Source organism: Actinocatenispora comari (assembly GCF_017312725.1).
Lineage (GTDB): Bacteria > Actinomycetota > Actinomycetes > Mycobacteriales > Micromonosporaceae > Actinocatenispora > Actinocatenispora comari.
The window spans coordinates 18,059-37,545 of the sequence record NZ_BOPO01000127.1 but is presented as its reverse complement, the minus strand read 5'-3'; the positions used below and the strand labels follow the sequence as shown (position 1 = coordinate 37,545).

26 protein-coding genes are annotated in these 19,487 nt (G+C 74.2%); 8 read left to right on the top strand and 18 right to left on the bottom strand.

The genetic code is table 11. The annotated features are described in order from the left end of the window. Positions 1–162 precede the first annotated feature (162 nt). Positions 163–1,008 (bottom strand): helix-turn-helix transcriptional regulator, encoded by an 846-nt coding sequence (locus NUM_RS30600; protein ID WP_225918951.1) that lies wholly within the window; start codon positions 1,006–1,008, stop codon positions 163–165. A 100-nt stretch (positions 1,009–1,108) separates the two neighbouring features. On the opposite strand from NUM_RS30600, the gene NUM_RS30595 reads away from it, so the two are divergent. Next, positions 1,109–2,098: an aldo/keto reductase gene (locus NUM_RS30595; protein WP_207128388.1), complete on the top strand. Its 990-nt coding sequence runs from the start codon at positions 1,109–1,111 to the stop codon at positions 2,096–2,098. Between the two features lie 7 nt (positions 2,099–2,105). Here NUM_RS30595 and NUM_RS37490 read toward each other — a convergent pair whose 3' ends face one another. The 7 genes from NUM_RS37490 to NUM_RS30565 form a co-directional block, all read right to left on the bottom strand. Beyond that, positions 2,106–2,396 (bottom strand): sensor domain-containing protein, encoded by a 291-nt coding sequence (locus tag NUM_RS37490; protein WP_263975157.1) that lies wholly within the window; start codon positions 2,394–2,396, stop codon positions 2,106–2,108. After that, complete coding sequence (locus NUM_RS37485; RefSeq protein WP_225918949.1) at positions 2,333–2,680, bottom strand: hypothetical protein; 348 nt, start codon at positions 2,678–2,680, stop codon at positions 2,333–2,335. The genes NUM_RS37490 and NUM_RS37485 overlap by 64 nt, the downstream gene beginning before the upstream one ends. Positions 2,681–2,741: 61 nt before the next feature. Continuing rightward, entirely contained in the window at positions 2,742–3,551 is an 810-nt protein-coding gene (locus NUM_RS30585) for a class I SAM-dependent methyltransferase (protein WP_207128386.1), read from the bottom strand. A 190-nt stretch (positions 3,552–3,741) separates the two neighbouring features. Beyond that, the gene (locus tag NUM_RS30580) at positions 3,742–4,401 is read right to left on the bottom strand and encodes a hypothetical protein (protein ID WP_207128385.1); all 660 of its coding nucleotides are present in this window, start codon (positions 4,399–4,401) and stop codon (positions 3,742–3,744) included. A gap of 100 nt (positions 4,402–4,501) precedes the next feature. Then, positions 4,502–5,059, bottom strand: a complete 558-nt coding sequence (locus NUM_RS30575) for a hypothetical protein (protein WP_207128384.1) — start codon at positions 5,057–5,059, stop codon at positions 4,502–4,504. Between the two features lie 74 nt (positions 5,060–5,133). Then, positions 5,134–5,685 carry a YciI family protein gene (locus tag NUM_RS30570; RefSeq protein WP_207128383.1) on the bottom strand — a complete coding sequence of 184 codons (552 nt, stop codon included), beginning with the start codon at positions 5,683–5,685 and terminating at the stop codon, positions 5,134–5,136. A 25-nt stretch (positions 5,686–5,710) separates the two neighbouring features. Beyond that, a complete protein-coding gene (locus NUM_RS30565; RefSeq protein WP_207128382.1) occupies positions 5,711–6,310 on the bottom strand; it encodes a hypothetical protein in 600 nt (199 codons plus the stop codon). Between the two features lie 61 nt (positions 6,311–6,371). Between NUM_RS30565 and NUM_RS30560 the strand changes: the two genes are divergently transcribed. Beyond that, positions 6,372–6,926 carry a histidine phosphatase family protein gene (locus NUM_RS30560; protein ID WP_207128381.1) on the top strand — a complete coding sequence of 185 codons (555 nt, stop codon included), beginning with the start codon at positions 6,372–6,374 and terminating at the stop codon, positions 6,924–6,926. 4 nt (positions 6,927–6,930) lie between these two features. Here NUM_RS30560 and NUM_RS30555 read toward each other — a convergent pair whose 3' ends face one another. Then, a complete protein-coding gene (locus NUM_RS30555) occupies positions 6,931–7,305 on the bottom strand; it encodes a hypothetical protein (protein ID WP_207128380.1) in 375 nt (124 codons plus the stop codon). 169 nt (positions 7,306–7,474) lie between these two features. Between NUM_RS30555 and NUM_RS30550 the strand changes: the two genes are divergently transcribed. Continuing rightward, positions 7,475–7,873: an NUDIX hydrolase gene (locus NUM_RS30550; protein ID WP_207128450.1), complete on the top strand. Its 399-nt coding sequence runs from the start codon at positions 7,475–7,477 to the stop codon at positions 7,871–7,873. Between the two features lie 2 nt (positions 7,874–7,875). Here NUM_RS30550 and NUM_RS30545 read toward each other — a convergent pair whose 3' ends face one another. The 3 genes from NUM_RS30545 to NUM_RS30535 form a co-directional block, all read right to left on the bottom strand. Beyond that, positions 7,876–8,433 carry a GNAT family N-acetyltransferase gene (locus tag NUM_RS30545; protein WP_207128379.1) on the bottom strand — a complete coding sequence of 186 codons (558 nt, stop codon included), beginning with the start codon at positions 8,431–8,433 and terminating at the stop codon, positions 7,876–7,878. 121 nt (positions 8,434–8,554) lie between these two features. Further along, on the bottom strand, positions 8,555–9,052 hold the full coding sequence (locus tag NUM_RS30540; RefSeq protein ID WP_207128378.1) for an NUDIX hydrolase: 498 nt from the start codon (positions 9,050–9,052) through the stop codon (positions 8,555–8,557). A 98-nt stretch (positions 9,053–9,150) separates the two neighbouring features. After that, positions 9,151–9,411: a YciI family protein gene (locus NUM_RS30535; RefSeq protein WP_207128377.1), complete on the bottom strand. Its 261-nt coding sequence runs from the start codon at positions 9,409–9,411 to the stop codon at positions 9,151–9,153. 22 nt (positions 9,412–9,433) lie between these two features. Here NUM_RS30535 and NUM_RS30530 point away from each other — a divergent pair, with 22 nt between their 5' ends. Beyond that, on the top strand, positions 9,434–10,183 hold the full coding sequence (locus tag NUM_RS30530; RefSeq protein WP_207128376.1) for a Crp/Fnr family transcriptional regulator: 750 nt from the start codon (positions 9,434–9,436) through the stop codon (positions 10,181–10,183). A gap of 69 nt (positions 10,184–10,252) precedes the next feature. Here the strand turns inward: NUM_RS30530 and ddaH are convergent, their stop codons facing one another. Beyond that, positions 10,253–11,122, bottom strand: coding sequence for a dimethylargininase (gene ddaH, locus NUM_RS30525; protein WP_370467091.1), 870 nt, complete (start codon positions 11,120–11,122; stop codon positions 10,253–10,255). Between the two features lie 100 nt (positions 11,123–11,222). Between ddaH and NUM_RS30520 the strand changes: the two genes are divergently transcribed. Together NUM_RS30520 and NUM_RS30515 are read left to right on the top strand one after the other, a co-directional pair. Further along, positions 11,223–11,681 (top strand): Lrp/AsnC family transcriptional regulator, encoded by a 459-nt coding sequence (locus NUM_RS30520; protein ID WP_207128375.1) that lies wholly within the window; start codon positions 11,223–11,225, stop codon positions 11,679–11,681. A 93-nt stretch (positions 11,682–11,774) separates the two neighbouring features. Continuing rightward, positions 11,775–12,392, top strand: coding sequence for a superoxide dismutase (locus tag NUM_RS30515; protein ID WP_207128374.1), 618 nt, complete (start codon positions 11,775–11,777; stop codon positions 12,390–12,392). A gap of 287 nt (positions 12,393–12,679) precedes the next feature. Here NUM_RS30515 and NUM_RS30510 read toward each other — a convergent pair whose 3' ends face one another. From NUM_RS30510 to mobA, 3 genes are all read right to left on the bottom strand, one after another. After that, entirely contained in the window at positions 12,680–13,723 is a 1,044-nt protein-coding gene (locus NUM_RS30510; RefSeq protein WP_225918948.1) for a YbjN domain-containing protein, read from the bottom strand. 341 nt (positions 13,724–14,064) lie between these two features. Then, positions 14,065–14,451, bottom strand: coding sequence for a DUF6457 domain-containing protein (locus NUM_RS30505; RefSeq protein WP_370467087.1), 387 nt, complete (start codon positions 14,449–14,451; stop codon positions 14,065–14,067). 45 nt (positions 14,452–14,496) lie between these two features. Next, positions 14,497–15,180, bottom strand: coding sequence for a molybdenum cofactor guanylyltransferase (mobA, locus tag NUM_RS30500; RefSeq protein ID WP_207128373.1), 684 nt, complete (start codon positions 15,178–15,180; stop codon positions 14,497–14,499). Positions 15,181–15,870: 690 nt separating this feature from the next. Between mobA and fdhD the strand changes: the two genes are divergently transcribed. Continuing rightward, positions 15,871–16,773 (top strand): formate dehydrogenase accessory sulfurtransferase FdhD, encoded by a 903-nt coding sequence (fdhD, locus tag NUM_RS30495; protein WP_370467086.1) that lies wholly within the window; start codon positions 15,871–15,873, stop codon positions 16,771–16,773. Here the strand turns inward: fdhD and NUM_RS30490 are convergent. Together NUM_RS30490 and NUM_RS30485 are read right to left on the bottom strand one after the other, a co-directional pair. Beyond that, positions 16,695–17,729 (bottom strand): DUF4192 domain-containing protein, encoded by a 1,035-nt coding sequence (locus tag NUM_RS30490; RefSeq protein WP_207128372.1) that lies wholly within the window; start codon positions 17,727–17,729, stop codon positions 16,695–16,697. The genes fdhD and NUM_RS30490 overlap by 79 nt on opposite strands. 166 nt (positions 17,730–17,895) lie before the next feature. Beyond that, on the bottom strand, positions 17,896–18,429 hold the full coding sequence (locus NUM_RS30485) for a GNAT family N-acetyltransferase (protein WP_084131047.1): 534 nt from the start codon (positions 18,427–18,429) through the stop codon (positions 17,896–17,898). A 142-nt stretch (positions 18,430–18,571) separates the two neighbouring features. Between NUM_RS30485 and NUM_RS30480 the strand changes: the two genes are divergently transcribed. Next, the gene (locus tag NUM_RS30480) at positions 18,572–19,438 is read left to right on the top strand and encodes a fructosamine kinase family protein (protein ID WP_207128371.1); all 867 of its coding nucleotides are present in this window, start codon (positions 18,572–18,574) and stop codon (positions 19,436–19,438) included. The last annotated feature ends 49 nt before the right edge of the window (positions 19,439–19,487 follow it).

Sequence of the window (19,487 nt, the reverse complement as noted above, 5' to 3'; positions counted from 1 at the left end):
CGCCACCTCGGCGCCGGAAAGACCGGCTCACCGCCGGAACCGCCCGGGCCAGCGCCACCTCGGCGCCGGAGCAGGTGCGGTACGAGGTCACCGGCGCTTCGGCGGCGCGCACCGCCCGGAGACGGTACGACGCCGGCGAGCACCCGTTCCGACGAGCGCGCGTCAGGCGGTGGTGTGCAGGTCCTGGGTGCCGATGACGCGGAGCAGGTCGAGCTTCGCGCCGTCGTCGGCCGGGTCGACCGGGAAGAACACCAGCAGGTGCACGCCCTCGTCCGGGGTGAGCAGTATCTCGCAGCGCAGGTGGACGAGGCCGACCTCGGGATGCTGGAAGTCCTTCCGGTCGGAGCGGCGCACCGAGACCTCGTGCCGTTCCCACAGCTCGCGGAACTCGGCGCTGCGTTCCAGCAGGTCGTGTACCAGCTCGGTGACGTCACGGTCGCCGGCGCGGCGGGAGTACGTGGCGCGCAGGTCGCTGACGCTCGTGGCGGACAGCCGCGCCCAGTCGGCCGCCGGCAGCCGCTCCCGCGCGGACGGTTCGGTGAACCAGCGCCAGATCAGGTTGCTGTCCCGGCCGGGACGCAGCTCGCCCAGCCCGCCGACGGCGGCGAACAGCGCGTTCTGCCACACCACCTCGCCCACGTCGGTGCTGATGCAGACCGGTACGTCGACCAGCCGGGTGGCGAGGTCGATCAGGCCGGGCCGGACGTGGCTGCCGGCCACCCGGGCCGGCGCGGACAGCCCGGCCAGGTGGAACAGGTGGTCGCGCTCGTCGATGTCGCAGCGCAGCGCGCGGGCGAGGGCCGCCACCACCGAGTCGGACGGCGCCGAGCCGCGGGCCTGCTCCAGCCGGGAGTAGTGGTCGGTGGACACGCCGGCGAGCTGCGCGACCTCCTCGCGCCGCAGCCCGGGGGTACGCCGCCGGGCACCGGCCGGCAGGCCGACGTCGGCCGGGCGCAGCGTCTCGCGGCGGCGACGCAGGAAGTCGGCCAGGCCGGTACGGTCGATCACCGGTCCAGTCTGCGCGCCGGCCGGGACGGCTGCCAGGGAGAGGCGGTCCCTGGATGCGCCGTGCCTGGTTGCCGATCCGGGTCCGGCCCACGCTGGCGGCATGACCACAGCACTCGACACCCGCACCCTGGGCCGGACCGGCCCCACCGTCTCCACGCCCGGCCTCGGCTGCATGGGCCTGTCCGGCGCGTACGGACGGGTCGACGACGACGAGGGCGTCCGCGTCGTGCACGACTACCTGGACGCCGGCGGCACCCTGCTCGACACCGGCGACTTCTACGCGGCCGGGCACAACGAGCAGCTGATCGCCCGGGCCCTGCGCACCCGGAACCGGGACGACGTCGTCCTCTCGGTCAAGTTCGGGGCGATCCTCGCCCCGGGCGGCGGGATGCGCGGTTTCGACGCGCGCCCGGACGCGGTACGCAACTCGCTCGCCTACTCGCTGCAGCGGCTCGGCACCGACCACGTCGACATCTACCGGCCGGCGCGGCTGGACCGGAACGTACCGATCGAGGACACCATCGGCGCGATCGCGGAGCTGGTCGACGCCGGGTACGTGCGGCACATCGGGCTGAGCGAGGTCGGTGCGGCGACCATCCGGCGGGCCGCGGCGGTCGCGCCCATCAGCGACCTGCAGATCGAGTACTCGCTGCTCAGCCGCGGCATCGAGGACGAGATCCTGGCCACCTGCCGGGAGCTCGGCATCGGCATCACCGCGTACGGGGTGCTGGCCAAGGGGCTGATCGGCGGCGGCCCGGTGCGGGGCGACGCCCGGACCATGTTCCCCCGGTTCCAGGACGGCAACCGGGAGCACAACCACGCGCTCGTCGCCCGACTGCGGGGGATGGCCGAGGCGAAGGGCGTGTCCCTCGCCCAGCTCGCGATCGCCTGGGTGTCGGCGCAGGGCGACGACATCGTCCCGGTCGTCGGCGCCCGCCGGCCCGAGCAGGTGACCACCATGCTCGGTGCCGACCGGACCGTCCTGGACGCCGACGACCTGGCCCGGATCGACGAACTGGTACCGCGCGGTGCGGTCCGCGGCGACCGCTACCCGACCGCGTTCATGGCCGACCTCGACAGCGAACGCTGACCCCGCGCTACTCGGCGGGGCCGAGGAGGCGCCGGCTGAGGGCGGCGTGCAGGGTCGTGACGCCGCGGACCAGGTGCGGGATCACCAGGAACGCGGCGAGCCCACCGGCCATGTGCAGGGCCACCGCACCGGCCGCGGTGGGGCCGCCCCACGAGGTGGTCAGGTCCATCGCCCAGGAGTACACGAACGGGAACAGGATCAGGTTCCGTACCGAGACCAGCGCCCAGAAGACGATCAGCCCGATGCCGAGGCCGCCCAACGGTACCGACAGCAGCAGGTGCGCCACCGCGCGCAGCAGCCCGCGCCGGCGCCGGGGACGGCGGTACCGAGCAGCCGGTGGCGGCGGCGTTCCACCCGGGCCGCGGGCAGTGCCAGGGCGAACGCCAGCCCGACCGCCACCGGTACGCCGAGCGCCGCCAGCCGGGTGCCGGCCAGTCCGGTGATCGTGCCGATCGACAGCACGAACCAGGCCACGCCGGTCAGCGTGGTCAGCGCGTAGACGTTGCGCCGCCAGTCCCGCAGCGGGGCGAACAGCAGGCGCAGGAAGCGGTGGTCGGCCCGGTCGATCGTCAGCTCGCTCATGCCGACATCCTGCTGGCCGGCGCCGGCCCGGCACATCACCGCGCGGAGCCAACCCCACCCCCTACCCAGGTACGACGTTGCGCCGGCCGGCGCGCAGCACGGTGAGGTGGCGCCGGGGCGCCCGGTCGCCGAGGCGGGTACGGATCCGGTCGGCGACGGCGTCCAGCAGTGGTTCGCGCACGGCGGCGGGCAGTCGCCGGTACGGCGACATCGAGCGCAGCAGGTCGGCGAAGCCGGCGCCGTCGAACCACTGCACGGTCGGGTACCAGCGGACCGTCGTCGGCCCGAACAGCGGGCCCGGATCCTCGACCTGGCCCCACCCCGCGCTGGTGGCCCGGACCTCGTCCTCGCTCGGCGGGTGACCCCAGTCCGGGTTCCCGGGGGAGAACCGTTCGTGCAGGTCGGCGGTCTCCGCGTACACCTCCGGCTCGCCCGGCCGCCGCACCACGACGTGCCCCAGCAGCGCCACCCACCCGCCGCGCCGCAGCACCTGGTACGCCCTGGGCCAGCCCACCGCGGGATCCACCCAGTGCCAGGACGACGCCGCGACCAGCGCGTCGTACCGCCGACCTCGGTCGTCCCACCGCTCGAACGTCGACGTCTCGACCTCGACGCCGGGCAGCCGTCGGCGCGCCAACGCCGCCAGTTCGGCGCCGGGCTCGACCGCGGTGACCCGCCAGCCGCGCGCGGCCAGCGACCGGGTCGCCTGGCCGGTGCCGCAGCCGACCTCCAGCACCGCCGACCCGTCGGTCAGGCCGGCGAGCTCGGCGAGGTCCGCGAACAGCTCGTCCGGGTAGCCTGGGCGGACCCGCTCGTACAGCTCCGGTACCTCGTTGAACACCCGCCCGAGAGCCCGCCGCTCCGCACCCACCGTCGCTCCTTCGCCGAAGGCCAGGCGCCGAGTGTCCCAGACGTCGGGTACGGTCTCCCGCCGTTTTCGGGGCCGAGCCAGCTCACCGCCCGGCGGCTCCGACCCAGGTCGATGTCGAGCAGCTCACCGGGCGGCCTGCGACCGAGCCCGGCCCTTGCCCGGGCCGGGGTCGGGGTCGGGGTCGGACAGCTCACCGGCCGGCCGGTGGCCGGGGCCAGCCCGTCTCGGGTCGGTGTCGCGCCAACTCACCGGCCATCGGCCCGGGCCGGGCGCGGCCCAGGAAGGCGGTCATCCGGGCGTCCGCGTCTCCGTCCCAGGACCGCTGCACACCGACGAGCACGGCGACGACCAGCGACACGAGCGGCGTCAGCAGCCAGCCGTCGGCCAGCGCGCCGATCAAGTTCTGCCACGCCGGTTGCGATGGCACCGCGACCATGATCGCGTCGGCAGTCTCGCTCTGCGTGGTGGAGCCGATGCAGGCCTCGTTCGCGATGCAGCACATGCTGCCGATCGCAACGACCACGAGCGCGACGGTACGGGACGGCTGGCTCCGGGCGAGCAGCAGCCAGACACCGCCGAGCAGGAACAGCGGTGCCGTCGCGAGCGAGTAGGCGACCACGTCCTCGGCGATGGCGGCGACGGCGGCGGTCGCCTCGCGGGTGTCCGCGGCGGACAGCGGATGTGCCGCCGTCGCCGCCGCGACCCACTGCCCGGCCGACCGCAGCTGCCACCAGGCGCACCCGGCCGCGACGAGCAGCACCGCACCCTGGCCCAGCAGCAACGATCCGGACAGCCTGGCCGGCCACTGCCGCGCCGGCTCCGGCGCGTTCCCTTCCGCCCCAACGATCACGGCCCGCAGCGTAGGGTGACTCCCGGCCTCCGGCCCGGTTCACCACCGAGCCGACCACGGACCCACCCACATCCCCCACACTCGACACGACGGCACATCATCAGGGCAGTGCCACCGCCCACACCGGGAACGGCGGTACCGGTTCCACCGAGTCGCCGGCGTCGTCGTCACCGCCGTCATCGGCGGCGTCGTCACCGTCACTGTCGTCGGACTCGGCGTCGGGCTCGGACTCGGCGTCGGGCTCGGACTCGGCGTCGGCGTCGGCGTCGGCGAGATCCGACCAGGCGACGAGGCCCGGCTGGTCGTCGGCCGCGGCGAGCGCGACGACCTCGGTGGCGCGGGCCGCCAGGCGGTACGGGCCACCGAACGGGAGCCGGTCCGGCGGCGCGGAGGACAGCGAGCATCGAAGCTGACCCGCCTGCGCGTCGTACCACGAGTAGAAGGTGCTGGCCTCGCCACGTCGCGAGAGGCGTACGCGCAACACGCTCGTGACCCGTTCCAGCGCTGCGCCGACTGCGGGCACGTCGACGGCGCCGGCCGGTACGCCGTAGCCCCAGGTGTTCGCCCGCACCTCGGCGGCCGGGTCGCCGGGCATCAGGGCGACCTCGTCGTCGTCCAGATAGGACAGAACGAGGTCGACGAGCGAGTCGTCGGCCACGCCACCGCCCCCTTCCGTCGGTACCGCCTCGGGCCGATCGCCGCAGCGTCCGGCGTCCCCGAAGCCGCCGGCCGTTACTCGGGGCGGCCGCCGAAGTGCCAGTTGTGCACCTCGATCGCGTCGTAGCGGTCGGCCGTGAGGACGGCGCGCGCGGCGTCCGGGTCGGGGGCGCGGAGCACGACCGCGGTACCCAGCCAGTGCGCGCCGTCGTCGGACAGCAGCGGACCGTACGCGACGAGCTCGTCCGGGTCGGCGGGCAGCGCATCGTCCACGGGCTCGCCCGCGCCGAGGCCGAACACCAGGTAGTGGTTGCGCTCGGTGTAGCCGCCGGGAAACTCCCACATGGTGCGGCCCAGCAGGTTGCGCCACCGGCGCAACAGCACGTCCCGGTAGACGCCGGCCTGGTAGTTCGGCTCGTCGAACGCGAACCGGCGCGCCGCGGCCGGGTCGGGCAGGTCGAGGATGTGCACGCTGCCGGTCGCCGTGTCGAGGTCGTCGGCGAGGGTCGGCCCGCGGGCGATCATCTCGGCCGCGAACCCGTCCATGTAGGACCAGTGCGTCTCGACCAGCTCGTCCCGCAACGGCCCGGATCCGGGCCGATCCCGGTGATAACAGAGAAACTCCATCCGCCCAGTCTCGCCGACCTCCGGGTCAGCGGGCCAGCGAGTAGCCGGCGGTGGCGAACAGCGCGACGCCGGACAGCACGCCGGAGACCAGGCCGATGACGGGCGCGCCGGCGCCGAACGCGCCGAGCACGAAGCCGGCCACCCCCAGCGCGGTCATCGCGGCGCCGAGGACGTGGAACCGGGTGAGCCGGAACGCCCGGCCGAGCCCGACGAAGTGCACGCCGACGACGACCGCGACCCACGCCACCGCGACCTCGGAGTGGCCGAGCACCCCGTTGATCACGTACAGCCCGGCGAACAGCGCCACCGCCTCGATAGCGACGATCACCCAGAACCGCCGGTACCCGAAGAACGTCGCACCGGCGCCGGCCCGCTCGGTCGACCCGGGCGTTCCCACGTCGCGTGCACGTGTTCCGGCCTCGCGGGCGCGCGGGGCCGGGCGGGGACGGCGGACGACCAGGGCGATCAGCAGCCCGGCGGCCACCGCGACGCCGGCGAGCCGGACCACCGTCGGCCAGGGTGTGGCCAGCCCGCCGCTGTTGACAACGACGAACACCATCCCGAACGCGATCGCGATCAGCGACCCGACGACCTGGCCCGGGCTTCTGCCGGCAGCGGTGGACATGCCACCATCCTGACCTGCCGCCGCCACCGTGCGCACCGAACCTGTCGGTACGCTGCACCGAATGCGGTGGCTGGAGGTACGGCGACACTCCCTGACGAAGAAGGGCCCCGCGCGGGGCCGGGGCAGCGCGCTGTCGGCCGAGGGGGTACGACTCGCCCGCGCGGTCGGCGCGCGCACCGGACCGTTCGGGTACGTGCTGGCGAGCACCGTGCCGCGGACCGTGGAGACGGCGCTCGCGATGGGGTTCGCCTGCGACGACACCATGGAGATGCCGTCCGGTTATCTGCCCGGCGTGGTGGCGCATCACGACCAGTGGCGCTGGCCGGCGCCGTACTCCCGGTACGCCGCATTGCTTGCCGAATCGGCGGAGCTGCGCGCGGTCGCGGCCCGGCACGTCGCGCTGTGGACGGACGCGGCCCGCGCGGTACCGGACGGGGCCGCCGCACTGGTGGTCTCGCACGGCGGCGCGATCGAACCGGCCCTGGTGCACTGCCTGCCGCAGGCCGACCACGCGTCCTGGGGTGCGCCGCTGGCTCCGTGCGACGGCGCCCGGCTGGCCTTCGACGGTACCGGGTTCGTCGCGATCACGTTTCACCGCAACGGATCCGGCGAGTGACAGGTCAGCGGGCGTCCTCGACGTGCAGGACCTTCAGCTCGTGCGCGTCCTGGTCGCGCTTGCCGCGGCCGTGCAGGCCGACGACGAGGTCCTCCCCGCCCGGCACCTCGTCGGGGGCGACGTAGGTCAGGATGTCCGGATGGTGGCAGGTGACCGCCCAACCCGGCCCCGGATCGAGCGTCACGACGTCGAAGTCGCCGGCGGGGCTGCCGACGTGCACCGGGCCGTACTCCCGGAGCAGCGCGGTGGCGGCCGCGGCGAGGTCGGTCGCCGGGTCCGGGTTCGGCAGCACGACGCAGGTGCCCTGGGCGAACACGACCCAGGATTTCCCGGCGCCGACGATGATCCGCCGCCACGCCTCCGGACAACTCTCAGCCATGCGCCGATCCTGCCAGCCCGCCCCACCCGGCGCCGCCCCACCGTCCAGCGCCGCGAGCAGGAACCGCTGATACCCCGCCGGTACCTGGATGCCACCGGACAGGGCAAAAAGGGGTTCCTTCATTGCTCCGCTTGGCGGGGTCGGGTGGGGCGGGTGGCAGACTGCGATGGTGCGCGTGATCGACAAGATTGCCTGGTTGAAGGTGCAGGACGGGCGGATCCTGAGCACCCGCTCCCAGGGCAAGGACACCTACTACCTGCCGGGCGGCAAGCGGGAGCCGGGCGAGAGCGACGTGCAGACCCTGGTACGCGAGATCGCCGAGGAGCTCGCCGTCGACATCGCCGCGGGGACGGCGGTGCACGCCGGCACGTACGAGGCGCAGGCGCACGGCCACGACGAGGGCGTGCTGGTGCGGATGACCTGCTACACCGCCGATCACGTCGGGACACCGACGGCGAGCAGCGAGATCGAGGAGGTCCGCTGGCTCGGCTACGCGGACCGGGACCGGGTCTCGCCGGTGGACCGGATCATCTTCGCCGACCTGCACGCGTCCGGCCAGCTCCACTGACCTCAGTCCGTTGTGGACCGAACGGGTTCGTGGCCGGACAAGGTGATCCAGTACCGGCGGGTGCGGCCGAGCTCGGTGTCCCGGACGTCGTCGAGGACGCCGCCGGCGCGTTCGATGGTGCGCGCGGAGGCGACGTTGTCGTCGGCGCAGGTGACCAGCACCCGGTTCATGCCGCGGCCCCGGGCCCGGTCGAGCACCGCGGCGAGCGCCCAGCTCGCCAGGCCGCGGCGGCGGGCGGACGGGCGCACGCCGTACCCGATGTGGCCGCCGGCCCGCAGCAGGAAGTCGTTGAGTTCGTGCCGCAGCGAGATGGCACCGAGGATCTCGTCGCCCGACCCGATCCACCAGTAGCTCGCGTGCACCCGGTCCGGCGCCACCGGTACCGACTCGTCCGCCTGCCGGCGCAACCGTTCGACCCAGGCGGCGAAGCCGGCATCGGTCTCCACGTCGTCGGTGTCGTGCAGGCCGCTGCCGTCCTGGTGCACCCCGCGGCCCCAGTCGTCGCGAGCGGCTCGCCAGGACGCGGCCAGCCGGGCCGTCGGCTCGATCAGTTCGGGCATGCGCCGCAGCGTAGGCAGCCGCCGACGGCGCCGCCAGCCGTTTGCCGGCCCCGCACCCGCCGGCCCGACCGACCTGGGCCGGGGCGTCCGCGCCGCCGGTCGGCACCAGCGGTCGGCGCGGTCAGTCGACCTCGGCGACCAGCGGTACGGGCGGGGCGAACCAGGAGGTACCGGCGGGGTGCAGAGCGGCGGTGATGCAGGCGAGGTGACGCGGCGGGATGTCGGGCAGCCGGTCCAGCTCGAACCAGCCGACGTCGATCGACTCGTCGTCGTTGACCCGCGGTTCCCCGCCGACGGCGCGGCAGCCGAACGCCAGGTCCAGCATGTACACCTGGTCGCTGTTCGGGCAGGTCATCAGGTCCATCGACTCGACCCGGAGCAGGCTCTGCACCTCGGCGAGGACGCCGGCCTCCTCCCACACCTCGCGCACCACCGCGGTGGCCGGCTGCTCGGGTGGTTCCAGGCAGCCGGTGACGAGGGTCCACCGGAGGTCGTCCGCCCGACGTACCAGCAGGATCCGGCCGTCGTCGTGTCGGACGACCGCGGTGACCCCGGGCAGCGGCAGCGGGTCGTGGCCCAGCTTCGACCGGATGCGGGTGACGAACTCGGGTACGGCCATCCGACGACTCTACGAGGTCGCCCCGGCGGCCCGGCGAACCGACACCGCCGGCGCAGCGACACCGCCGTCCGCGGCGGGCCCAGCCCGGCCGGGACGGTTCAGCGCTCGACGACCGGGCGCCAGTCCCGGACCGCGGTGACCTCGACGCCGGCGGTCCGGTAGTACGGGTCGGTGCGGAGGACCTGCTCGACCGCGTCCCGGTCGGCGGTGAACACCAGCAGCGCACCGGAGTCGTCGGCCCACGGGCCGGCGGCGAGCAGCAAGCCCTCGTCCCGCAGCCTGGTCAGGTACGCGCGGTGCGCCGGGCGGGCCGCGAGCCGTTCGGGGGCGGCGGTGAAGGCGAGTTCGACGACGACCATCCGCCGACCGTACGGTGGATCCGTGACCGGGTCTGTAACAGGCGATACACCGACCCGGCTGCGGGGCGTCCCGCTGTTCGCCGGGCTCGACGACGCGCGGCTGCGGGCGGTGCTCGACGGCTCGACCCCGCGGCGGTACCGGCCGGGTCAGCCGCTGTGGCACGCCGGCGACGCGGCCGACCGGCTCGCGATCCTGCTCGCCGGGCGGGTCGCCGCGACGGCCGTGACCGCGGCCGGCCGTACGCTCCGGTTTGGCGAATGGGCCGCGCCGTGCGCGCTGGACAAGGTCGCCGTGATCGATGCCGGCGGGCACACCGCGACGTTCGTCGCGCAGACACCGTGCCGGGTCCGGCTGCTGCCGCGGGACAGGTTCCTCGCGCTGGTCGACACCGCCCCGGCGGTCCGCCGGCACGTCCTGCGGTTGCTCGCCCGGCAGGCCCGGGACCAGCAACGACGCTGGACGGACGGGACAGGTTCGGCGCAGGCCCGGCTGGCTGCCTGGCTGCTCACGGAGGCCGGGACCCCGGCCGGCCCGAGGGAGGATGCGGGCCGGACCGGGACCCCGGTGGACGATCCGGGCGATCGTCCGGCGCCGGGCGTGGTCGTCGCGCTGCCGGGCAGCCAGCAGGTCCTGGCCGAACTGCTCGGCGTCACCCGGGTCACCGTCAACCGGGAGCTGTCCCGGCTGCGCCGCGACGGCCTGATCGCCGTCGACGGCGGTACCGTCCGGATCCTCGCGCCGGAGCTGCTCGCCCGCCGCGCCGAGGCCTGACCACCGCGCCGCCGGCGATCCTCGTACCGGCGGCGTCGGTCGGGCTGCCAGGGCGGCGGCGACGCAGGATCAGCGGCGGAGTTCGGCGATGCAGCACTTCACCGAGCCGCCGCCGCGGTGCAGCTCGGTCAGCTCCACCGGCACCGGCTCGTACCCGCGGGCGGCCAGCTTGGCGACCATCCCGGTCGCGGTGGAGTTCAGCACCACGTGCCGGTTGTCGCTCACCAGGTTCAGGCCGAACGCGAGCGCATCCGCCTCGTCGGCGAGCAGCGCGTCCGGGAACAGCTGCCGCAGCACCCGCTGCGAGGCGGCGCTGAACGCACCCGGGTAGTACGCGATGGTCGAGTCGTCGATCGACGCGAGCGCGGTGTCCAGGTGGTAGAACCGCGGGTCCGTCAGGTGCAGCGAGACGACCGGCCGGGCCAGCGCCTCCTGCGCCTCGGCGTGCGCGGCGATCGCGGTGCGGAAGCCGTACCCGGCGAGCACGACCCCGCCGACCCCGGGCACTGCGGGCAGGTACGCGAAGTCGCCCTCGCCCTCGTTGGTGTGCTCCGGGATGTGGAAGTCGGTCCAGCCGTTCGCCAGGTACCAGGCGCGGTGGTAGCCGGCCTCGGCCCGCCGCTGCTGGTAGCGGAACCGCGCGCCGTAGACCGTGCCGTCCACCACGAACGCACCGTTCGCCGCGTAGACCATGTCCGGCAGGCTGGACTGCGGATCGAGCACGTGCACCGGGTGGCCCAGCCGGGTCAGCGTCTCGCGCAGGCCGTCCCACTGCTTGACCGCGAGCTCGGCGTCGACCGGCTGCTCGGGGTGCATCCACGGATTGATCGCGTACTCCACCGCGAAGTGCTCCGGCGGGCACATCAGGTATTCGCGGGTACGGACGGGGCGGGGCGCGGCGTCCGCCGGCGCGGCGAGGGGAGAGTCGGCCGGTACCACCTCGTACTGGCCGGCACGTGGCGTGTCGATCACGCTTACGAAGGTAGATACGCTGGCGGTTCACGGATACGCGGTTCCGTTGCGGGATAGGAGCATTCCGTTGCGTCTTGACGAGCTCGACCGGCGGATCGTTGCGCTGCTCTGCGAGGACGCCCGCTTCTCGTACGCGGAGATCGGCGCCCGGGTCGCGCTGTCCGCACCGGCGGTGAAGCGGCGGGTCGACCGGCTGCGCGCCACCGGCGTGATCCGCGGGTACACCGCGCTGGTCGACCCGGCGGCGCTGGGCTGGTCGACCGAGGCGTTCGTCGAGCTGTTCTGCACCGGGCGCACCACGCCGGCGGAGATCGAGCGCGCCACCCGGCGGCACCCGGAGGTGGTCGGCTCGTACACGGTGTCCGGCGGTGCGGACGCGCTGGTGCACCTGCGCGCGTCCGACATCAGCCACCTGGAGCAGGCGCTGGAGCGGCTGCGTGCCGAGCCGTTCGTGACCCAGACGCGGTCGATGATCGTGCTGTCCCGGCTGGTGGACCGACCGGCCTCGGGGCTCACGCCGTCCTGACCGCGGCAATGGTGTCGATCACCCCGGGGTTGCCCCTGACCCGACCTTGTTGCCTATGGTTTGCAATAACTATTCATAGGCGAGAGGCGAGCCATGTCCTACGCACTGCCAGACCTGCCCTACGACTACGGCGCCCTGGAACCGCACATCTCGGGCTCGATCATGGAGCTGCACCACGCCAAGCACCACCAGGCGTACGTCAAGGGCGCCAACGAGGCGATCGACCAGCTCGCCGAGGCGCGAGACACCGGATCGATCGGCCGCACCGTCAATCTGCTGGAGAAGAACCTCGCGTTCAACCTGGCCGGCCACGTCAACCACTCGGTGTTCTGGCCCAACATGTCACCCGACGGCGGCGACAAGCCGGACGGCGAGCTCGGCGCCGCGATCGACGAGTTCTTCGGCTCGTTCGACGCGTTCCGGGCCCACTTCACCGCCAACGCGCTCGGCATCCAGGGCTCCGGCTGGTCGATCCTGGCCTGGGACACCCTCGGCCAGCGGCTGATCATCTGCCAGCTCTACGACCACCAGGGCAACCTGCCCGCCGGGCTCCACCCGCTGCTGCTGCTCGACATGTGGGAGCACGCGTTCTACCTGCAGTACCGCAACGTCAAGGCCGACTACGTCGCGGCCTGGTGGAACATCGTCAACTGGGCCGACGTGATCGAACGCTTCACCGCCGCCCGCGGCATCCTGCTCACCCCACGGTGACGTGGCCGCCCCGGTCACCCATGGTGACACGATCGGCCCGGTGATCTGACCGCGCCGGCCACCTCCCGGCGACGCGATCGGGTCACTGCGCGGGGGTGACGCGGGTGCCCCGGCCGGCGTGACCAAACGCCGGCCGGGGCACCTGATCCGCGACTGCCGCGCCGACGACCAGGTCCGACGGCGGGCACCCGCCACCGGCACATCCAGCCTAGCCCGTTGTTGCCAGATACTTGCAACAAGATCGGCGGGCGCTTCGGCACGCACGGCCCCGCGATCGGCCGGTCGGGTCAGAGGTACATGCCGGTGCGCTCGGCGCGGCTGACACCCTTGTCGCCCTCGCCGAAGAACCGCTTGCCGCCGAAGTCGCCCTGCAGCCGGTCGTCCAACTCGTCCGCCAGCCGGGTCATCACCTGCAGCGCGAGCAGCAGGTGGGTCGGCTGGAAGTCGCGGCCGAACACCGGCACCGACGCCCACACGGTGCTCTCGGTGCAGTACAGCCGGCCGATCGGCATCCGCTGGGTCAGCTGGGACAGCCGCTCGTAGAGCCGCTCGTCCGGCTCGACCTCGGTCAGGATCGGCGAGTACACGTCGACCAGGCGCGGGTTGTCGTTGATCTTCACGAACACCATCGCCGAGCCGGCCCGCACGCTGAACTCACCGTCGTCGTCCGGGTTGAGCGCGTCCGGGTCGGTCTTCGACAGGCTCGCCACGACCGTGCGAACCTGCTCCTCCAGCGGAATGTCGTACGCCGCCACCGCCGAGGACGGGGTGTGCGCGGCGAGCACCGTACCAGCGGCGACCGGCCGGGCCGACCCCAGCGCGGGCAGCACGTCGTCGCCGCTCACCGTGTACGTCAGGAACGCCGGGTGCGGCGCCCCGTACACGTCGCGCAGGGTGCGGGTGACCACGCTGGCGACCCCGGGCGCCTCGTCCATCGGCACCCGCAGGCCGAACCGGTCCGCGGTCTCCTCGACCACACCGGGCGGCGACCAGCCGAGCGCCACCAGGTCACCCACCGCGACCCGATCCAGCCGGTACTCCTCCGGCAGGCCCGCGTTGCCCACCGCGTCGGCGTGCACCGTCGACTGCGGCAGCACCCGCAGGACCACGTCGTACACCGCCTCGCCGGTACCGGTGGCGGTCGGGTCCAGGGTCACCGTGAGCCGACTGCCGACCGGCATCGCCGGCAACGCCGCCTCCAGCGCGGTACGGAAGTCGGACCAGGCGCCGTCGACCTTGCCTCGCAGGTCGACGGTGGCCGGATCGCCGATCACCGTGCGCTGGGTCAGCGTCGCGCGCTCCGCGCGCGCAGCTTCGGGCCGCTCGCTCACGTGGTCTCCCCTCCCCGGGCCGACCCGCCATCGAGCGCCGCCGGCGGGCCTCACGCGCCCACCCTATCCACTCCCGTCCGCCCCGCAGTCGGGTCGGTGCCACCCGGACGACCAAGGCGATATCGGACGCCCGGTACGGCCAAGCCGATGGCCCGGCGCGCGTCCGCGCTCGGCGCGGTGCGCCGGCGGGCTGGCGGTCAGCGCTCGGGCGCGATACGCCGCCCGGCCCGTGGCCAGCGCTCCGGCGTGGTGCGCCGCCGGGCCCGTGGCCAGCGCTCCGGCGTGGGGCGCCGCCGGGCCCGTGGCCAGCGCTCGGGCGCCGTAAGCCGCCGGGCCGGTGATCAGTGCTCGGGCGCAGTGCGCGAGGTGGGCCAGGAACCGGCGAGCCGACCGACCCGCTCGGCCACGTCGGCCGGGTCTCCGCCGGCACCGACCGCGAGCCCGACCAGGTACGCGGTGAGCGGCGCAGCAGGCCGGGCCACGCCGCGCGCCACGTCCTTCGTCAGGTCGAGGATCGCCGCCCGGTCGACCGGCCCCGCGATACCGAGCTCCCGGCAGACGGTGTCGGTCCAGGCGTCGAGCGTGTTGCGGTCGTCCGTCGCGCCTGGTCGGTCGGCCATGGTGCGGTCGTCGGCCGCGCGGCGCCCATGGGCCGCGTTATGGCCGTGGTCCGTGTCGTGGCCGTGCGTCGTGGTGTGGCCGTGGGTCGTGTCGTGGTCATCGGTCATGCCGCCATGATTCGCCATCGGTGCCGCCGCCAGAGCGGGTTCGGATCACCGGTTCGGCCCGGCTGCTCCGGGCCGGTCGGGCCGGGTACCGCGCAGCGTCGCCGCGGCATGGGCGGCGGCGGCGGGGGTGTCGCAGTCATACCAGGGCGGGGGGTCGGCGGAGGCAACCACCGGCACGTGGCGCAGCGGGGCCAACAGTGCCCGGACCGAGCTTCCAGCAAACGCTTTCCCGTCCGCTCCGGCGGCCTCGACGCAGCGTCGGGTCAACGCCGGCAGTCGCCACACGCCGCACAACAGCTGCGCGCGTCCGCCGTCGACGTAGACCGCGCCCGCGACGTCGCCCGGCGCCGCCCGTACCGCGTCGACCAGCACGGCGACCGTCTCGACCGAGAGCAGCGGCTGGTCACCCGCGAGCACCGCGACGCAGGACGGCCCGCCGCCCGAGCGGCCGGTGCCGGCGCTGTGGCGGGCCACGGACAGCACCGCGCCGACACCGGCGGCGATCGCCGCTGCCGGGCCACCGAGGGGCGGGTCTTCCCGCACCACCACGACGTCGTCGGGGACCTTCTGGTCGGGCCCGACCACGACCCGAGGCCAGGCCTGCGGCACCGCGGCCAGCACCCGGTCGAGCATCGGGGTGCCGGCCACCGGGATCGCCGGCTTGTGCCGGCCACCCCACCGCCGCGAGGCGCCACCGGCAAGCACGATGGCCGCAAGGTCCGGACCCACGCCCCGAGCCTATGGCCCGTCCTGCTGGCACGTCGGCTCTCGGCGAGCAGCCAGGCCGATCGGAGCGCTCGGTCGCATCGGGGCGCTCCGCGCTCAGGGCACTCAGTCGCTCCGGGCACTCCGCGCTCGGGGCACTCCGCGCTCGGGGCACTCCGCGCTCGGGGCACTCCGCGCTCGGGGCACTCGGCACTCCGGACACTCGGGGTGCTCGGCGGGCACTTGGCACTCGGCGCGCTCAGGACACTCGGCGCTCGGGCCGCTCGAGCCGCTCGAGCCGCTCGGGCACTCGGGGCGCTCGGGCACTCGCGGCACTCGCGGCACTCGGGTGCTCGCGGCGCTCGGGTGCTCGCGGCTGCTCGGGTGCTCGCGACTCCTCCGGCACTCTCGGCGCTCGGGTGCTCGGGCCATCGGGGTGGGCGGGTGGAGGGGTGGGAGGGGCCGACGCCGAGGGTCGGGTGTGCGGGATCGCGGGGGACGACCCTCGGCGTCGGGGCTGGTGCGAACCGGACAGGGCCCTCAGAGGCGCCGCCGGTCCAACCGGACAGCACGCTCAGGCGTGCTGTCCGATCCGAGGTGAGCTCGCCGGTACCTCCCCCGGCTGCACCACGCCGATGTCGACACCTCGGGCGTCCTGAGCGGTGTGCGGGTGAGAGGTGGCAGGCCGTCGCGATGCGGTCTAGCGTCTGGTGGGTGGGCAGGATGACGGACCGGCGGCCGACCGTGCGGGTCGTCGACGATCGGGCGTCGCACCGACCGGACACGCTGGTGGTCGAGGAACCGCTGGAGATTAGGGTGGACGGGAGCCCGCTCGCGGTCACCATGCGCACCCCAGGGGACGACATCGATCTCGCGGTCGGTTTCCTGTGCACCGAAGGTGTGGTGCGAAGCAGGGACGACGTGCGCACGGCGCGGCACTGCGCGGGCAATGTCGTCGGCGAGGCGAACGCCGGCAACGTGCTGGACGTGGCGCTCGCTCCCGGCACCCCGACGCCGAGCGTCGATCCGACCCGGAACTTCTACACCACGAGCAGCTGCGGGCTGTGCGGCAAGGCGAGCATCGACGCGGTGCGCACCCGCACGGTCTATCCCGTCGCGGACGACGATCTGCGGGTACCGGTGGAGACGGTCGCCGCGCTGCCGGACCGGCTGCGCGGGGCGCAGCGGATCTTCGATCGCACCGGCGGCCTGCACGCGGCCGGTCTGTTCGCCCCGGACGGCACCGCGTGGTGCGTGCGGGAGGATGTCGGTCGGCACAACGCGGTCGACAAGGTGATCGGTTGGGCGCTGCGCAACGACCGGTTGCCGCTGCGCGGCAGCGTGCTGTTGGTGAGCGGGCGGGCCAGCTTCGAGCTGGTGCAGAAGGCGTCGATGGCGGGGATTCCGATGCTCGCCGCGGTGTCCGCACCGAGCACGCTGGCGGTCGATCTCGCCGCCGAGGTCGGCATGACCCTGGTGGGCTTCCTGCGGGGCAACCGGATGAACGTCTACACCGGCGCCGAACGGGTGGTGGCCGGTCACGACTCGGCCCCGTCGGCGGCGGAGGTCGGCGTGGGCCGCCAGGCGGTCGGCGGCAGCCCGCCGGCCAGTGCTTGAGCCAGCAGCAGCGCCATCGAGTAGCCCGGATCCACCGCGAGCGCCCGGCCGAGCGCCATCATGCCGACCGCGCCGTCGCCCTGCTGCCAGCACACGAACCCGGTCAGCGCGGCCGGCGCCGCCAGGTACTCGTCGGTGACCCGGCGCAGCACGTCCGTCCACAGTGCCCGGTGGCCGGCCAGGTCGGCCTCGGCGAGCAGCCACGCCTCGTCTCGAACCTGAGTGGCGGCGAGCACGATGCCGAGCCAGGCGACCTCGTCGTCGGTGAGCCGGGTGGCCGGATCCGCGCCGTACCGCCGGGCGGCGTCGCGCACCGCGGCCAACCCGTCGGCGAGCATCCGTTCGGCCGCGGCGGCGGGGGTGGGCGCGTTGTCCAGCAGCGCCTGCAGGCGCAGCTCGGCGCGGTGGGTGGCGCGCTCCATCGCCACCCGGGCGGGGCCGGTGACCGGCGCGAGCTGGGCGGCCAGCTCGTCCCGGGAGGGCAGGGCGACGAGGCCGGCGACGGTGGCCTCGGCGGCGACCCGGGACGGCGGGCCGAGCGGCTGCCCGTCCGGTGGGCAGCAGTCGGCCCGGCGACAGGACTCGGACCAGAACCGCCCCGCCTCGGTACGCAGTCGGTCCAGCACCGGTCGACCGGCAGCGCCGAGCGCGGCGGCGACCGGTGCGCTGATCGGGTCGACCCGCTCGGCGGGCCCGTACCCGACGAGGATGACGCCGGTCAGCGACTGGGCCGAGAGCATCGCGACGATCCGGTCTGTCGCCGGCGGATCGGCGAGGTCGGCGCGGAAGCAGAACGCGATCCTGCCTTCCCGCAGGCCGACCACGACCAGGCTGTCGGTGGGGTGGAAGCCCAGCAGGTAGGGGAGGACCGCGAGCAGGTCGGCCGGCCCGGCGAGGCGGATGGCCGGCGTGGGGTGCGGGGCGCCGGGTGGAGTGGTGTCGGGTGCGCGGGTCATGCGGCCCAGCGTCCGGCCGCGGCGCGGCGCCGGCCAGCAACCACCGCGTCCTGTGGACGAACCGTCCACAGGACGCACCGTCCGTGACCGTGGTTACCGCTACGCCAGCGTGGAACGGCGCAGCCAGCTACCGTCGGTCGTGACCTCGATCGTCCACTGTGGACGGTCAGTACCGGAAGCGCAGGTCGTGCAGGTCGATACCGTCGCGCCAGGCCCGGCCGGACTCGGTCAGGTCCAGGGTCAGCGTCAGGTGTGCGAGCACGTCGTACCCGGCGCGGTGAAAGGAACGGATCGCGTCCAGGTTGCGGGTCGACGGCGAGATGGACAGCTCGCTCAGCCGGCGCCGGCGCGCCTCGGCGGCGACCCGGTCCAGCAGCGCACGCCCCACCCCGGCCCCCCGGTACGGGCCGGCCACCACGATCGGGTCGACCTCACCGCGCCGGCCGTGCAGGATCAGGCCGGTGAAGCCGATGACACCCGCCTCGGCATGGTCGGCGACCCACATCCCGGACAGTTCCAGCCGCGCCATGAAGTGTTCGAACCCGGCGCCCGGGTCGTCCTGGCGGGGCGCGTCGTAGCGGCGCCGGTCGTCGTCGGTCAGTTCGGCCCACAGGTCACGGCAGGCCCGATGGTCCAGCGGGCGGAAGGACCGGATCGTGGTCTGCGCGTTGATCGGGGTTCCCGTCGCGGTCTCTGCCATTACTTCTGCATACTCTCCCGGCGCCGTTCCCGCCTGTTGTTGCCGGCCGGGGCCGGGCAGGACCAGCCGGAGCCGGCCCGGGCCAGGTAGCGAATTCCGGCGACACAGCAGGGCGAACGGGATTCCTGGGTACCCTTCCGGCGTGGACCTCGGTTACCTGCGCGAGCACCCGAACCAGCTCGCCACGTTCCTCAAGCACCAGCGCATCCGCACCACGCCGGTCGCCGGCGGCTCGATCTGCCAGGCCGAACGGCTCACCCTCGACGACGGTACGGACGTGTTCGCGAAGAGCCGGCCCGGCGCACCCGACGACTTCTTCGCCGTCGAGGCGGCCGGGCTGCGCTGGCTGCGCGACGCCGCCGGCGCGCCGGTCCCGGAGGTCCTCGCCAGCACCCCGGACATGCTGGTACTGACCTGGGTCCAGCCGGCCGAGCCCACCCCGGCGGCGGCGGACCGGTTCGGCCGGGAACTCGCCGCGACGCACCGGTCCGGGGCGCCGTCGTTCGGCGCCGAGCGGGACGGCTACCTGGGCACCCTGCCGCTGGACAACACCACCGGCAGCGCCTGGCCGGCGTGGTTCGCCGAGCACCGGCTCCGCCCGTACCTGCGGCGGTCGGTCGACAACGGCGCGCTGGACGGCACCGACGCGGGCCGGATCGACGCGGTACTGGACCGCATCGAGACGCTCGCCGGCCCGCCGGAGCCGCCGGCCCGGCTGCACGGCGACCTGTGGCCCGGCAACGTGCTGTGGTCGACCGACCGGGCCTGGTTGGTCGATCCGGCCGCGCACGGCGGGCACCGGGAGACCGATCTCGCGCTGCTGGGGCTGTGGGGCGGCCTGCCGCACCTCGATCGGGTGCTCGCCGCCTACCAGGAGGTGTTTCCGCTGGCCGCGGGCGCCGCCGAGCGCGTGCCGCTGCACCAGCTGTACCTGCTGCTCGCGCACACCGCACTGTTCGGCGCGGCGTACCGGGACGAGGTCCTCGCCGCCGCCACCACGCTCCTGTAGCGGCCCGCCGCGTGGCGGGTTCGTTGCCGGGGCGTGATCGGTGGGCCAC